Origin of the sequence: Ancylobacter defluvii (assembly GCF_018390605.1) — a bacterium.
In the GTDB taxonomy this organism is placed as follows: Bacteria; Pseudomonadota; Alphaproteobacteria; order Rhizobiales; family Xanthobacteraceae; genus Ancylobacter; species Ancylobacter defluvii.
In genome coordinates, this window is record NZ_JAHBGD010000005.1 from 219737 (window position 1) to 233300 (window position 13564).

The 13564-nt window shown below is 66.9% G+C and carries 26 protein-coding genes; all 26 read right to left on the reverse strand.

Features of this window, described 5'->3' with window-relative positions:
* Nucleotides 1–32 precede the first annotated feature (32 nt).
* Entirely contained in the window at nt 33–551 is a 519-nt protein-coding gene (locus KHC24_RS03570; protein WP_213359396.1) for a phage virion morphogenesis protein, read from the reverse strand.
* The gene (locus tag KHC24_RS03575) at nt 548–760 is read right to left on the reverse strand and encodes a hypothetical protein (protein WP_213359399.1); all 213 of its coding nucleotides are present in this window, start codon (nt 758–760) and stop codon (nt 548–550) included. The genes KHC24_RS03570 and KHC24_RS03575 overlap by 4 nt, the downstream gene beginning before the upstream one ends.
* Nucleotides 760–2331, reverse strand: coding sequence for a phage head morphogenesis protein (locus KHC24_RS03580; RefSeq protein ID WP_213359402.1), 1572 nt, complete (start codon nt 2329–2331; stop codon nt 760–762). The genes KHC24_RS03575 and KHC24_RS03580 overlap by 1 nt, the downstream gene beginning before the upstream one ends.
* Complete coding sequence (locus KHC24_RS03585) at nt 2328–2651, reverse strand: hypothetical protein (protein WP_213359405.1); 324 nt, start codon at nt 2649–2651, stop codon at nt 2328–2330. Before KHC24_RS03585 ends, KHC24_RS03580 begins: the two co-directional genes overlap by 4 nt.
* Nucleotides 2644–4284 (reverse strand): DUF935 domain-containing protein, encoded by a 1641-nt coding sequence (locus KHC24_RS03590; RefSeq protein WP_213359407.1) that lies wholly within the window; start codon nt 4282–4284, stop codon nt 2644–2646. Before KHC24_RS03590 ends, KHC24_RS03585 begins: the two co-directional genes overlap by 8 nt.
* On the reverse strand, nt 4284–5660 hold the full coding sequence (locus KHC24_RS03595) for a terminase large subunit domain-containing protein (protein WP_213359409.1): 1377 nt from the start codon (nt 5658–5660) through the stop codon (nt 4284–4286). Before KHC24_RS03595 ends, KHC24_RS03590 begins: the two co-directional genes overlap by 1 nt.
* Complete coding sequence (locus KHC24_RS03600) at nt 5657–6235, reverse strand: phage protein Gp27 family protein (protein WP_213359412.1); 579 nt, start codon at nt 6233–6235, stop codon at nt 5657–5659. The genes KHC24_RS03595 and KHC24_RS03600 overlap by 4 nt, the downstream gene beginning before the upstream one ends.
* A 2-nt stretch (nt 6236–6237) precedes the next feature.
* A complete protein-coding gene (locus KHC24_RS03605) occupies nt 6238–6564 on the reverse strand; it encodes a VpaChn25_0724 family phage protein (protein ID WP_213359415.1) in 327 nt (108 codons plus the stop codon).
* Nucleotides 6561–6893 carry a DUF2730 family protein gene (locus tag KHC24_RS03610; protein WP_271180644.1) on the reverse strand — a complete coding sequence of 111 codons (333 nt, stop codon included), beginning with the start codon at nt 6891–6893 and terminating at the stop codon, nt 6561–6563. The genes KHC24_RS03605 and KHC24_RS03610 overlap by 4 nt, the downstream gene beginning before the upstream one ends.
* A 12-nt stretch (nt 6894–6905) precedes the next feature.
* The gene (locus tag KHC24_RS03615; RefSeq protein ID WP_213359417.1) at nt 6906–7352 is read right to left on the reverse strand and encodes a hypothetical protein; all 447 of its coding nucleotides are present in this window, start codon (nt 7350–7352) and stop codon (nt 6906–6908) included.
* 16 nt (nt 7353–7368) lie between these two features.
* Complete coding sequence (locus KHC24_RS25385; protein ID WP_213359418.1) at nt 7369–8040, reverse strand: glycoside hydrolase family protein; 672 nt, start codon at nt 8038–8040, stop codon at nt 7369–7371.
* Between the two features lie 79 nt (nt 8041–8119).
* Entirely contained in the window at nt 8120–8416 is a 297-nt protein-coding gene (locus tag KHC24_RS03625; RefSeq protein WP_213359419.1) for a helix-turn-helix domain-containing protein, read from the reverse strand.
* A 62-nt stretch (nt 8417–8478) separates the two neighbouring features.
* Nucleotides 8479–8712 carry a hypothetical protein gene (locus tag KHC24_RS03630; protein ID WP_213359420.1) on the reverse strand — a complete coding sequence of 78 codons (234 nt, stop codon included), beginning with the start codon at nt 8710–8712 and terminating at the stop codon, nt 8479–8481.
* Nucleotides 8709–9362: a regulatory protein GemA gene (locus KHC24_RS03635; RefSeq protein WP_213359422.1), complete on the reverse strand. Its 654-nt coding sequence runs from the start codon at nt 9360–9362 to the stop codon at nt 8709–8711. The genes KHC24_RS03630 and KHC24_RS03635 overlap by 4 nt, the downstream gene beginning before the upstream one ends.
* Nucleotides 9356–9574 (reverse strand): hypothetical protein, encoded by a 219-nt coding sequence (locus tag KHC24_RS03640; RefSeq protein WP_213359424.1) that lies wholly within the window; start codon nt 9572–9574, stop codon nt 9356–9358. Before KHC24_RS03640 ends, KHC24_RS03635 begins: the two co-directional genes overlap by 7 nt.
* Nucleotides 9574–9762 carry a hypothetical protein gene (locus KHC24_RS03645; protein ID WP_213359425.1) on the reverse strand — a complete coding sequence of 63 codons (189 nt, stop codon included), beginning with the start codon at nt 9760–9762 and terminating at the stop codon, nt 9574–9576. The genes KHC24_RS03640 and KHC24_RS03645 overlap by 1 nt, the downstream gene beginning before the upstream one ends.
* A complete protein-coding gene (locus KHC24_RS03650) occupies nt 9759–10166 on the reverse strand; it encodes an ASCH domain-containing protein (RefSeq protein ID WP_213359426.1) in 408 nt (135 codons plus the stop codon). Before KHC24_RS03650 ends, KHC24_RS03645 begins: the two co-directional genes overlap by 4 nt.
* On the reverse strand, nt 10166–10450 hold the full coding sequence (locus KHC24_RS03655; RefSeq protein ID WP_213359427.1) for a hypothetical protein: 285 nt from the start codon (nt 10448–10450) through the stop codon (nt 10166–10168). The genes KHC24_RS03650 and KHC24_RS03655 overlap by 1 nt, the downstream gene beginning before the upstream one ends.
* Nucleotides 10447–10794, reverse strand: coding sequence for a hypothetical protein (locus tag KHC24_RS03660; protein WP_213359428.1), 348 nt, complete (start codon nt 10792–10794; stop codon nt 10447–10449). Before KHC24_RS03660 ends, KHC24_RS03655 begins: the two co-directional genes overlap by 4 nt.
* A complete protein-coding gene (locus KHC24_RS03665; protein WP_213359429.1) occupies nt 10791–11048 on the reverse strand; it encodes a hypothetical protein in 258 nt (85 codons plus the stop codon). Before KHC24_RS03665 ends, KHC24_RS03660 begins: the two co-directional genes overlap by 4 nt.
* Nucleotides 11045–11260 carry a hypothetical protein gene (locus KHC24_RS03670; protein WP_213359430.1) on the reverse strand — a complete coding sequence of 72 codons (216 nt, stop codon included), beginning with the start codon at nt 11258–11260 and terminating at the stop codon, nt 11045–11047. The genes KHC24_RS03665 and KHC24_RS03670 overlap by 4 nt, the downstream gene beginning before the upstream one ends.
* Complete coding sequence (locus KHC24_RS03675; RefSeq protein ID WP_213359433.1) at nt 11257–11586, reverse strand: hypothetical protein; 330 nt, start codon at nt 11584–11586, stop codon at nt 11257–11259. Before KHC24_RS03675 ends, KHC24_RS03670 begins: the two co-directional genes overlap by 4 nt.
* Before the next feature lie 10 nt (nt 11587–11596).
* Complete coding sequence (locus tag KHC24_RS03680) at nt 11597–12262, reverse strand: DUF3164 family protein (RefSeq protein ID WP_213359436.1); 666 nt, start codon at nt 12260–12262, stop codon at nt 11597–11599.
* A complete protein-coding gene (locus tag KHC24_RS03685; RefSeq protein ID WP_213359439.1) occupies nt 12252–12590 on the reverse strand; it encodes a hypothetical protein in 339 nt (112 codons plus the stop codon). Before KHC24_RS03685 ends, KHC24_RS03680 begins: the two co-directional genes overlap by 11 nt.
* Complete coding sequence (locus KHC24_RS03690; RefSeq protein WP_213359441.1) at nt 12583–13155, reverse strand: helix-turn-helix domain-containing protein; 573 nt, start codon at nt 13153–13155, stop codon at nt 12583–12585. Before KHC24_RS03690 ends, KHC24_RS03685 begins: the two co-directional genes overlap by 8 nt.
* Nucleotides 13152–13559, reverse strand: a complete 408-nt coding sequence (locus KHC24_RS03695; protein ID WP_213359442.1) for a hypothetical protein — start codon at nt 13557–13559, stop codon at nt 13152–13154. The genes KHC24_RS03690 and KHC24_RS03695 overlap by 4 nt, the downstream gene beginning before the upstream one ends.
* Nucleotides 13560–13564: the final 5 nt, after the last annotated feature.

The window sequence follows — 13564 nt, forward strand, 5'->3', positions numbered from 1 at the left end:
CCCGGTGAAGAGGTGCGGACGGCACATCGATGTCAACGCCCGAGGCCGATCGCCCGGTCGAGAGCATCAACCAGCGTCTCATAGATCGTCAACTCGTCTTCGTCGCTGATGCCCAAATAGGGGCGCGCGGGGATCGTCACCTCTTCGGCGGCGACGAGGCCGGTGGAGAGCCAGAAGCGCAGCTTGCGCGCCCGCACCGGACGGATGACGGCGCCGAACTGGTGGACGGCGGCATAGATCTTGTTGGTGCCGATCTCGACGCTGTCGTGCGTGGCGCGCCGGGTGATCGAGCCCATCAGGCCGCCGCGCATGCCGCTCTCGCGCAAGATGCCGGGGCCGCGCTTGATGCTCTCATAGAGCGGGTTCAGCGGCTCCCAGGCGTTGCCCTCGGGATCGACGGCCTTCTCGAAACGCGTGTGGGTGCTTTCGACTAGAGCGGTGCCGATCGCCCGCATGATCGGGGCGGTGTCCGACACCACGCCGCGCAACTGGGCGAAAGCGCGGATGGCGGCATCGCCGACGACTTGCGTCTGAAGGGTGACGCCGCTCATTCGGCCGCTGCGGGACGCTCGTTTTTGGGACTATCGTCGCCGGCCTCGGCGCGCCGGGTGTCCTGCGCACGTCGCAGCAGCCCATAGGCGGAGCTGCGCCGATGAGCGTCGGACACACGCTCCTCCTCGCGCAGAACTTCGTCGCTGCCATCGACCAGCTCGGAGCGGTCGTGCTTCAGCTCGACGAAATCGTAGATTACCGCCTTCATCACTTCCCTCGGGACAGAGCACGCGCCAGAAGCTCTCGCTGCCTGGGCTCCAGCAGATCCGCGTAACCGTACCAGTCGGAACCAAGCAGCAGGGATTCGCCCCATTTGTCGTTGCCGTCACGCAACATCGACACATCATACATCAATTCGAGATCGGAAGACGAGCCCACCACGTCAAGCAGCTCGTCGCGCCGCGCGTCGTCGAGCCACTGGGCGGAGCGACGCAGGTCGTACCGCATGCTGTCCGGGTCGCGAGGGGAAAAGCCGTTCCTCGCCCACACATACCCGCCCTTGTCGAGATTGGCATGCACGCGGACCTCGCGGACGCCGATCCGGTCATAGGTCGCGAAGGCGGTGCGCAGCATCCGCACCGCATTGCCGCCGCCCTGGAACCGACTGTGCAGCCAGAAATAGTCGTGCTCCACGATCAGCCGCGTGCCCTCGCGCCAGAATGAGCGCTGCAGGATGGCTTCGGGGTGCCGCATGTCGAGCATCAGCCGCTCGCCATAGGCGGTCCATTTCGGGCTCACCTTCAGCTCCGGCGGGACGCCGGCCATCAGCTCGTTGGCAAGACGGCGTGCCTCGGTTTTGTTTTTGAAGACACCGAGTTGCTTCGCCAGCTCCATTGCGCGCGTGTCTATAGAGATGTCCATGGCGGCGCGGCGGGGCTCTGCCTCCCACGGCCATGCCGGCCGATTGGGATCGGGCGCCGGCGCTGGCCGGGAACGCGCCGGGCGCGCGGCCGGCTGGACCGGCGCCGGGCCGAGGTCGAGTTCCTTCTGCTTCGGCTGGCGTGGCGCGGGCGCCGGCGTGGTAGGCACCTGCGGCGAGGGTGCGCCGGGGCTCGGCTGCAGCGTCGCATTCGCGGGTAGCTGCACACGCTCGGCCTTCCACGCTCGGCCGGGATTGTGCTCGAAGCCGGGATCGATGCCGACCGGCACATATTTGATCTCGCCCGTATGCGGGTTAACCCATTGGCGGGTCTCGATCGTCGGCGCCGGAAGGACAGGACCGCGTATTCCCATGCGAGCGAGACCACGCGCCGACACCGGCCGCACCCTGCAACCGCAGCCCCAGCCGTTCGGCGGGTAATAGGTGTCCCACCATGGATCATCCGCCCGGTAGATCTTGCCGTTCAGCGCCTTGTGCGCCTCTCGCGGATGAGCCGAGCCCGAATGCACATATTCCCAGTAGGGGAACGCTGCGAGCGTTTCCGGCTCGGTCTGCTGGGCATAGCGGCCGGCCGAATAGGCGGTCGACAGGTTGGTCTCGAAGATGATGCGCGAGCGCCAGCCGGGCGTCCCGTTGTGGATCCAGCCATGCTTATCGACGATGGCGTCGAAGTCGTCGCGGAAGTCGCGCAGCGAGGTGCCGGTTTCCAGCGCCTTCGTAACCGCCTTGCGGAAATCGCCGACCAGGGCGTCGGTGCCGGCGCCGGCGACGGTGAAGGCGCGGACGTTCTCCGCAGCATAGACGTCCGTCCAGTGCTCCGACGTCGTGTTCGTCTTCTGCCGCAGATAGGCGATGGCCTCGTCGAACTTGAGGTCGAGGGCGGTGACGGTGGTGGTCACGCGATCCCCCCAGCCGCTTCGATCGCGGCGCGCTTGCAACGATCCCAAATCGCGCCGGCGACCCGCCACATACCGATGGCCTTGATCCGCTCGGCCGAGCCGGGCGGCAGGCGCCACCACTGACTGGCGAGCGGTTGCCGCCGCATTTCCCGCCGGATGAACCGGAAGTTCAGGCTCTTGCGCCGCTTGAGGGCGCGCGGCACGCCGGCCCAGTGCGGTCCGCATATCCATTCGGACGGCAGTCCGGTCTCACCTTTGCGAACACCCCGCGTTCGCCGGCAGAAGGGAACGCAGCAGGCGAGGCGCCTGCCGCTATCCATGGCGCATCTCGTCGACGATCGCGGCCTGCCCGACCATGTACGCGAGCGCCATGGCGCGCCCCATCACCTCGCGCAGCTCGCCGGCGTCGAGCTTCAGCCTGTCGATCCGCGCCATCAGGTCGGTCATGTCGCTGGCAGCCTCGAACTGCGAGCGCACCTGAAGGGAGAGCCCGGCGATCGCGCCGGCGGCCTCGGCCGACAGGCGGTTGGTCAGCAGCTCGACGTGGTCCGGCTCGGCCGCATGCAACTCGATCAGGCTGGCGAGCAGCCTGCCGTGCAGCGTCGGCGGCTGGGCGGGCGGTTGCTTCGCTGGCGGCACGGCCGGATCGGCTGGCACCGGCGCCGGGGCCGGTGCGCGTCCGCCGATCACCCGCACCGGCTTGCCGCCGGTTTTACCGTCGACGCTCTCGGCCTTGGCGGTGAAACCGAGGCGATCGAGCACCTGGCTCTCTTCGACCTCCAACCCGAGCGGCCCGAGCTTGGCGAGAGCTTCGACGACGACGCCAATCGGCAGCTCATCCGGGCGTCCGATGACAAGGGTCGGATACTTCTCCTGCGGCCCGAAGGTGAAGGCCACCATCTTGCGGATGAGCTGGCGATTGAGCGTCGCCGAGAGCAGCGCCGCGTCGAAGCGCTCCAGGTCTTCCTGCACGAGGCGGTGCGTCGAGCCGATCGCGTGCGAGCCCGGCGCCGCATCCGTGGTCGCAGTCTGGCCGAGCACCAGCTTGGAAATCTGCCGGTCCATCCAGTCGGCACGCTTTTCATACAGCGCCGAACCGTCCGCCGCATTCTTCACCTCGACGAACTCGATCGACATCGAGGCCGGGATGATCGCGGCGAGGTCGCCGGCGATCGAGCGCACCGCCTGAAAGACGGTTTCTTTATCGGCCTCGGACGCGGCGCCGTCATATTTGCCGATGCGGATCGGCATGCCGTAGTTCTGGACGAAGATGTTCCAGTCGCGCAGCGTGAATGCCTTGTACATCCACGACCAGGACGCGATGCGCGCAAGGCCGCCACGGATGCTCAGTCCGCTTTTCGCCTTATGCCGGTGCACAACGTACCGGTTCGGATCGAGCGGTTCCTTGGTGCCGTTGGCGTCGTACAGCAGCGGCTCGTCGAGCGACACATCGTCGAGGGCGAACCAGCGCGGGTCGCACCAATGCAGGCATCGTGGCGTCACCCAGCCCGGCCGCGCCTCCCATTCTATTTCAAGGATGGACAGGCCTTTGCCGATCGCGTCGAGCATGTCGAACTGCGATTCCGCCAGCACATTGGTCGCCAGCCACTGGCGGACGAAGTCCGCGTGTTCCTCCAACTGCGAATCCTCGCCGGCCGCAACGACGGTCACCGGGATCTGCGAGACCTGCCGCTTCCGGGTGGAGAGCACAGCGAGGTAGTGCGGATCGCGCTCCTCAATGTCCTCGGCCAGCTCGAAGTAGCGCAGCGGATCGCCGCTCGCCGCCGCGCGATGGATCGCCGCCAGCCGATCGGGACGAAGGCCATCGGCCGGGTGACCGGAGATGGGCGAGCGGACGCCGGTCAGGGTCGGCACCGCCTTGCGCTCGTCCAGCAGCGCGGCCTTGTCGATCGGCTTGCCATCTATGTCGAGGATCGGACTGAAGCGTGCCATCACCATCCACCGCGCCGGCCGTGATCACCATCATAGTTCGGCCGGTTCCACCCGCCGCCGGGCGAGTCGAACGGGCCGGCCCGTTTTATGCGGGCAGGTCGGTAGCCGTAGGACGCCGGGGTTCCTGCCGCGTTGATGGCAAGAAACATCGCCCAGGTACGGTCGGCGTGGTCATCGTCACGCTCGGCGACGAAGCGCGGAGCGCCTGTGGGGGAGGCTACCTTGCGGAGCTTGTGCAGATCGGAGCGTAGCGGTTGATCGCCCTCGCGGATGCGCAGCGTACGATCCTCGAACCGCTCCTTGCCGGCGGTCGCCATCACCAGCTTGTTCGGGCCGGTGAAGAGGACGCCCTCGACACGGGAGGAACCGTACCGGTGCTGCGCGTCTTCGACTGGCTTCTCGCCCATGCCGGTCTGATCCATGCACACGCGCCCGACGCGGTAATGCCGCATCACCTCGTCCAGCGCTTCGTCCTGGTTGGCGAAGGTGGCGCGCTTCAGCTCGATGCGCTCACGATCCCACAGCACGTCGCCGACCTGCTCCAACACCTGAATGACGAAGAGGTCGTTGCGCCGGCCTATGTCCACGCCGACGAAACACACGCCGTCCTCGTACAGGTCGCGGTCGCCGGCCAACTCATCCTCGCAGGAATTGATGAGGTCGTAGGACAGCCAGGCGCTCGCCTCGTCCAGCCATTTCAGCTCGTATTCCTGCGCCCAGAGATCCTCGTCGGCGAGGCCGCGACGCAGCTCCTCGATGTCGCGGTCCAGCCCATCCGCGACGGCCTGATAGATGTCGACGACATGGCGCGACCACACCGGATCGTCGGAGGTCATGATCTCGTAGAACTTGTTGCCCTTCCCCTTCGGGGTCGATGTTACCCTCAGCTTGAGGCCGCGCTTCGAGACGACAGGGAACAAGGCGCCCCAGATTTCTTTCGAATCCTTGTGGATCGCGAACTCGTCGAGGAAGACGTTGGCCGAGAAGCCACGGGCGGTGTCGGGATTTGCCGGCAGAGCGGTGATGCGCGAGCCGTGCGGCAGGGTGACTTCCAGCGCCTTGTAGCTGCCGGCGTCGCCCTTCCAGTCATACTCTGCGGCCTCGAACCCGAGCTTATAGGCGGCGCAGTGCCGCTTGATCCCTTCCTCCATGGCCTCGCGCGCCTGACGCTCGCCACGCGATAGGATCACCCAGCGCTCGCGGCGACCACGAGCGACCGCCTCGTAGCAATTGTCGGCAACCTCTAGCGTGGTGGTGAACGTCTTGCCGCTCTGCCGAGAAAACATGGCGGCTTTGAAGCGGGCCTGATCGCGTAGCCAGCGACGCTGGTAGCGGTAGAGCGGGACGGCGGGCCCGCTGCCGAAAGGGTGGCTCATTCGTCGAACATCCCGTAGATGCCCTGACGAATTTGGTTGAGCAGTTCAACCGGATCGACGGTCGCGCCGGCGCCGACAGCGCCCGCGACGGCGGCCACGGCAACCTTCTCCAGTTTCGCCTTTGCCGCTGCCTCAATCTTCTGGCGCCGATCGGTGGAAATCTTCTGGGCGGCGACGGTGGCCTGGAACGCCCGTGCCAGCTCCATAGCGGCCTTCGGCGTCTTTACGCCGGCGGCGTCGTGCGTCAGTTCAATGATGAGCGTCTTGATAAACTCGCCGAGGATAATGGTGTTCTCATCGACGTCCTCGGCGGTGAACTCACTGGCGATGCCCTTAAACATCTCCCTTGCACGCTGCATGCGGGTCTGGGCCGCCGCCCTGTCCGCCGCCGCGCGATAGAACGCCGAGCGCGAAACAGTCTCGATACCCTTGGCTTCGAGCCGATCGTTGAACTCGAAATGGATATCCGAGATCGTGCGGGTGCGCGCCGCCAGTTGCTGGCAGGCCCAGACGACATCGTCTTCCGCCTCAGGCGGAAGGAGATCGAGACTGTTGAGGCGCCCTCGGCCGGCCATGATCAGGCCACCGGATCGGACGGGCGCTTCACGCCCTCAATGGCGATCTCGCGGTTCACATGACGCCGGCCCGCGTGCAGCAGGGTCGCGACCTTCACCGTGCCGGCATCCTTCACCGCCACCGCGCCCATCTCCGCGAGATAATCGAGCTGGCGATGCACCCAGGCGCGATCGCGCGGGATCATGAATTCGTCGCGGATTACGGCCTCCAGCCACGACGAGGTGGCGCTGCCGCTAACGTCCTGAGCGAGTTCTTTCAGGATGATCAGCCGAGCCTCCTCCATTAGGAATGCTTCGCGCTTGGCCTGCCGGTTGCCCGCGTCGTTCATCTCGTCTCCTCGAACATCCGTTCCTGCACGCGGGCCGCCATGACCGCGACCGGCTTCAATCGCTCGTCCATGGTCTCCATCCGGCCTTCCAGCCGGGCGATCGCCATCTCAAGGCGATGGCTCATGTCCTTGTCGGGCAGGTGCCTGATGGTCATTTCCGCTGCGCCGAGCCGCCGATCGACGTCGGCAAGCTGCTCGCGCAGCTTGACGTTCGCCAATTCCAGCTCGGTGATTTCCGAACGCCGCGCGCTACGTGACGCCAGGAACCATGTGGTCGCCAGCATCGCCAAAGACACGATCGGCGCGATCCACCCACGCAACTCTTCCATGCGTCGCCGGCCTCACTTCGCGCCGGCGATCAAGGCGCCAAGTTTGGCGGCGACGAGCGTCTCGATCTTGTCGGGCGTGACGCCGAGCGAGCGCACGGCATCGGGCACCGAGGTTTCCACCCACTGCGCCGCCTGCGCGAGCACTCGCAAGCGGGTATCCACCGTCAGCGTGTCAAGCCGGGCGCCGACCTTGTCGAGCGCCCAGGACACGCCGGTCATGGCCGCCGAGTGCAATGCCTCGCGGTGCTTGGCCTCGACCTGAATGCCGGTCCAACGCTGGAAGGCGGCGGCGCCCCACGTCAGGATGGCGATGACGGCGGCCGATACGGTCGCTTGCAGATAGGGCTGGACGGCATCGAATACGACGCCGGCGGAAAGCACGGCGTCAGCCGCGCGCGCCGGCACAGCGGCGACGATGGCGAGGCAGAGAACGGCAAAGGCGATGCGGGGAAGGCGCATAAGGGACTCCAGAGAACTAGTTGATGCCGGAGAGGCAAAGCGCCTGCTCGTCGGCGCGTCGGTTCACGAGGCCCTGGACGATCTTGCCGCCGGCCTTGTTGTAGAGCGGGATGGCTTTGCAGGCGCCGAGCAGGTCGCCGCGGTTGGCCTTGGTCGCGATCGAGGATTTGCAGAAGGTGCCGACGCCGACGTTGTAGGCCAGCGAAAGGAAGGCCACGTAAGGCTTGGCCGGGATGGCGTCGGGGTTGTTGAGGCACGCGCGCATGCCGGTCTCGAACTCTTCGAGCCCGTCAACGAGCTTGGCGTCGCACTGTTCTTTCGTGAAACGCATGCCGGAGGTGACGCCGCGGGTTTCGCCGTAGCAGACCGTCCACACGCCGACGATGTCGCGGTAGCTGGCGAGCTTCAGCCCCTCCCAGCCGCCGACCAGGCCGACCGCCAGCACGCCCACGGCGGTGAGCACGCCGGCGGCCGTGCGAAGCCGGCTCGGAGCCGCCGCTGGCGCGGGGTTCGGCGCGGCCTTCAGCGCCGCCTCGGTTTTCGGGCCGACGATGCCATCGGCCACCAGCCTGTTCGCCTTCTGGAAGGCTATGACGTCGGCCTTGGTCTTGGGGCCGAACACACCATCGACAGGCCCCGACAGCCACCCATGCGCCGCGAGGAGCTTCTGAATTTCGGTGACGGTCATGAAAAAGGGCTCCGCCCGGATTTGGGGAGCCCTGAAAGTGAACGACGGGAACGTTGGCGTTCATGGCCGCATCTGCGGCCTAGTCCTTCCTGAATAGATCAAGCTGGCGGATGACCAGTTCCTGGGCCTGAAGGATGCGGTGAACCGTCGCCCTGTCAATACCAAGGCGAACCGCGATCTCGTCATAGGTCCAACCAGCGAGCCTATATGCCGCCGCCCGCCAGTCCCGTGCAACCGGGATTTTGATCTGCTCGCCCGGCCAGCGCTGCGACAGCTTCGCCGCCGCCTCGTCGCCGATCAGCGCCGCCAGCTCCGAACCAGCCGGGCTCTTCGGCACATAAACGCGCGTGCCGCCTTTCGTCTCGGCGAGCAGCATGGCGGCCTCGGGGCCGAGGATCTGGGCGAAGCGCGCGATGGCGCCGACCGGGCGAGGCAGGGTCATTGCAGCGCCAGCCCTTGCTCCGAGTAGACCACGGAGATGCCGGTGTCGCGCCGGCGCCAAACTACGCGGGCCGTGTACGTGCCGTCGCGGCAGAGATGGAGTCGGACGCCGGCCAGCTCATAACCCTGCATGGTGAGGTCGAAGTCCATGATTGCGAGGTCGGCCGACTTCCAGTTCACGTCGGTGATGGAGACGCTACGGCGGCGCGGATGATTGCGGAGGAACTTCATGCCCGCTTCCTCCGCTCGCCCAGGCGGCGCACGCGCCGGCCCAGCTCGGCCTGCAAGCGGTTCAGCTCGTCGTTGCTCTTGGCGTCGAGGTCGGCCGGCGCCGGCTCGGCGAGCTTGCGGCACTGGGCCCGCACCACGGCGAGCTTGCGCCAGCGCGCGATGCTGATGCCGCGCAGCCGCAGCATCTTGGCGTCGGCGTCCCACGCCACGTCGGTGGTGCGGCCGATCCACGCCTTCAGCGCCTCGACGACGGCGCGGCCGTCCTTCTCGTCGCGCAGCCAGTTCATCGCCTTCAGGCCGGTCTGGCGCTCGACGAAGGCGACAAGGGCGGTGTCGCGGCGATCCTCGAACACGCCGAGGTTCCAACCCGCCAGCCACAGCGCGCGGCAGACGCCGGCATAGGGGCCGTCCAGCGCCAGCGCGCCCTCGGCCAGCGGCTTCTTCTTCGCCGGGGCGTTGCTCTGGCCGGCGATCAGCTTCAGATGCTCGATGACGCGGCCGGCCTGATCGCGGGTGAGGTTCTTCGAGCTGGTGGCGCTCACCTGCTGGCGCAGCATGTCGCGGTAATGATCGTCGTCGAGGCCGGCGCGCGTCTTCAGCGCGTGGATGGCGGCCTTCTGCTGGTTGGTCGCGAGAGGCACGGCTAGCATTTCGGCTCCCTCCGCAGGGTGATGTCGAGCGCGAGGATTTCGCGGGTCAGGGCGGCGATTTCGGATTCGGTACGCAGCCGGTGCCGGCTACGAGGGGCCATGTGGAGAAGGCGGCGGTGAAGGGCGGCGCGCCGGCACTCCATCTCCGCGATGCGCTGCAGCTCGGGCCAAGCGAGCAGCGGCAGCGTCGACGGGGTGCCGGCGCGGGGCATCAGTCGCCGGGCTCCAAGGATCCGCCTCCGAGAGTGGCGGCATCCTCGGCCGGCGGTTCGAAGAGCGGCTTCACCCGGTCGAGGAACTCGGCGAGCGTCCAGCCCTCCGCTACGGCCAGACCGATGATGGCCCTGATGACGTCGGCCTTCTCAGGCGTGATTAGTTCCCAAGCTTGGAACGTCTTCATGGCTGCGACTCCCAGCGAATGATCACGAGGTCTTCGAACAGCGCCGGCCGGTGCGTGCGAGCCCACCATGTGCCGAAGAACTCGATTGGCCGGACACCGAGTGGGCGGCTGAAGCCGTCCGCGATCGCGAAGGCGTCGGCCTCGGGCCCGTCGAGGTCGAGCACGACGCCGTTGATCTCAAGGTGCGCCAGATGGCCGGGGCGCAGATCGAGCACGAGGTTGTCAACGGCGACGCAGCGCGGATCCGGGATGATCTTCCGGCAATGCTTCGTCCGCATGCCCGCGAAGATCTGGATATCCTCGCCGGGGCGGGCATGGCGCGGGCGCGGCAGGCGAATGGTCTGCCGCTTCCGCAGTGCGGCTATGTCGTCGACGAAGGCGCTCTTGAAGCTGTAGGCGACCATCACGATGCCTCCCAGCATCCGAGCACGGTCTCGCCGAGCCCGCGGGCATCGGCGATCAGCTCGGCGTCTCGCCGATCGGCGGCGATGACGTAGCCGGCGGGGTAACGGTATTCCTCGCCGGGGTTGTCGATGCACAGCCGGGTAAGCCAGACGAGACCGCGACCACGCAGCATCGCGACGGTGCCGGCCGCCAGGGCAAAGCAGTCGTCAAAGCAGATCCCGTCCGCGAACGGCATGAAGGGATCGAGACGGGCGGCCACGCCGCGCGAGAGAACGGGCGTCATGACAACCCCTTCGTCTCGGGACCAAGACACTCGCCCCCCTGCCGGTAGGCGGCGATGGCCTCCTGCGCGTGGGTCACGTACTCACTCGCAGTCAGCAATTTGAACCCGCCGTGGCTATCTTCCCGTCCCGTGTGAGCTATCCACGTCAAGGCGGTCAGCAGCCCTTCCGATCTCGCCCTGAGGGCGGCATCGGCTCGCATGCGGTCCAACAGCCGGCGGAACACATTGGCCGGCACGCCGGTCGCGCGGCCGGACGCGCAGAGGTGCTCCCAGTATTCCGCCAGCTCTATCTCGACGTCGCTCGGGGCGGGATCGACTTTCGTTTCGTCATCGCGCTCGCTCATGCTGCGGCCCTCAGTTCGGCGTGGGTTCTGCGGCCTTCCTTGGTGAGGTCGGCGCCGCTGTGACGGGTGCGGACGAGGCCACGGGCGGCGAGCGCGTCCATGGTGATGGGCGGAATGATCGGGCCAGCCATGGAGCCGAAGCCCCAGCCTACCCGGTAGCGCATGGCACTGCCGCGCGTGGCGAGCAGGTCAAGCGCGTTGACCATGGCGTTGGTGAGTTTGGCGGCCCGCTGGCGGTCAATGAGCTTGGTCATGACGTCACCTCGCTGCGAGCGCGGGCGGCAGCTTTCAAACTCCGATAAACGAGCCTCGGGTTGACCGCGGTGAGCACGCTCCACACACCATGGATGCGGACGCGAATGCGGTAAAAATCGGCACCTTTCTTGGGGTGGTGCAGAACCTCGCCAAAGCGGATGCCCTCAGAAGTCACGACATAGAGCTTAGAATGACGTGCCGCGCCCTTCATGGCGTCACCTCGCTCTTGGCCGGCTTGGGCGGGGCCATGACGTGAGTGAGCACGGCGCCCGACTTGTAGATGGCGAAAAGCGCCTGTCCCTGCGGACTGTCGTAACCCCAGTCGCCCGGCGCCCCGAAGGCCGAGCGAAGGGCGGTGATCTGCTCGGAAAGCTCGGTGAGGCAGTCGAGCGCGCCGATGACGAATTCGGCGTCCTGCGGGTTTTTGAACCGGCCGATCGGTTGCTTGACGTCGATCATGCCGACGCTGTCGTGAAACAGCAGATCGGGCCGGCTGTCGGACTGCGCCCACGGCAATGCGGTTGCGGGTGAGTTCATCGTCGCCCCCTCACGCCGCTGCCAGATCGATGGTGACCGCTTCCCACCGGCCCTCGCGCGTGGCGCGGCGGTAGAAGCGGACATATTCCTTGGTGCCGACAGGCTTCATGCTGTCCTTCACCGCGCGCATGGCCTCCTTCCAGCGCGGATCGTCGATGTCGAGGCGCTGCAGCGAGAGCAGGTCCGCACGCTTCACCTTGCCGGCCTGATCGACCGAGAAGGCGCGGGTGATGATGGCGCGGATCTCGGCGCGGCTGTCTGCCGACCACTCGCGCAGGCAATCGTCCACCAGCACCTTCGCGGTCTGCAGCTGGGCGCCGAACTCGATCAGCTCGGCGATGGCAACCTGCACCTTCAACAGCCCGTCGAAGGACGTGAGGGTGACGTTGCCCTTCTCGCCACCCGGCGACGCGCCATATTCCTGCGCCAGCAAACTCTGCAGCGAGCGCACGTCGTCGAAGGTGTGCGCCTTGAAACGGGCGATCTCGTCGGAGAGCGGCTCGGCATAGGAGAAGATCTTGCGGACGATCTCGTCTTCGAGGCGGTCTTCGGCCTTCACGTTCTCGACCGGGACGAGCACGCCCTTGTGGTCTTCCAGGTAGAACTTGCCGTTCACCTCGATCAAGCCCGGAGGCACGGCGATGGCTGCGGCGGCGGCGGTCACGTCATCGGCCATGGTCGGCCTCCTGTTTGGTCGTGAGAGTGAGGTAGCCGAGCGCCTGCAGGCTCCCGGTGAGCTCGGCTTCGATGTCGGAGAGCTGTTCGAGCGCGGCTACTTCCGCGTCGATGTCGCCGGCGGCGCCGGCGGCGGCATGCTTGGCGCTGGCGGCAAGAAGATCGGCCGCCAGCTTGGCGATGTCGTCGAGCCCGCACACGGTGTGCGCCATGGCGACGGTGTGCGTGACCGGGACGCCGATGGCCGGCCGCGTCGACTTGTGGTTCACCACGGCGCGGGCGGTATCGAGCACCTGATCGAGCGTGATGGTGGCGACGGTTTCAGACATGGGCGTCACCCGCGAGCCTGAGCAGTTCGGCCATGGCAGCGTCGCGTTTACGCATCGCCGCCGGCATGCCGTCTCGCGCCGCTCGCTCGACGCTGGCGAGCCGGCGCGCTGTAGCCACGATGGCGTGGGCGTTTCGAACGGTGGCGAGCCGGCGCTCGCCAGCCTCGGCCAGTGCCTGGGCTCGGCGCGCTTCCGTGGCACGGCTGGCGATCTCGCGTTCCAGCGCCGCCAGCTCCGTCACGGCCTGGTGCTCGCCGTTCCTGCCGGTGCTGCGCTGTAGGAGTGCGGTCTCGATCGCCTCGATCTCGCGCGCAGCAGCTGGGTCCGACGACAAACGCGCCACGAACTTCTGCCGCGAGCTGCAGATGGTCGAAGGATCGCGATTACCCAGCGCTCGGCCGATATGGGTAAGGGTATAGGGCGTCAGCCGGGCGGCGAGACCGACCACGGCAACGCGAGGCCAGAGAACTTGGCGGTGCATCCTCTGCGAGACAATCTCGGCAGCCGCGACCCCGAAATGATCGGCGACGACGCTGATGATCTCGCGGACAGAGATTTCCGTCATGCCGCACCTCCCGGCCCGGCGGGCACGTAAAGCGGGCGCGGCGGCAGGCGGCGGAACGGCACGACATTCGCGTGCCGCTGCCCGCCGGTGCCCTGATTGGGCGGGCTTCCATGCCCACTGCGGGGGCGGGGATCGAGGCGCGGAAGCCAGCCGCCGGCACCGACCGGCGGGCGGGTCGCCGGCCGGTCGATCACGTCGAGGTCGCGGGCGACCGCCTCAAGGCAGGCGAGATCGATCTCGATCTGCGCCGCCTCTTTCAGGCGATCGACGACGACAATGAGCAGCGAATAGCAGGTGAGGCTGGCATCGGCGCTCAGCTCGACGGGCGAATAGAGGTGCCTCGCGAAGAACTGGGCAAGGGCATCGACGTCGTTGATCAGCTCTTGAGCGGGTCGTTTGATCATCGTTG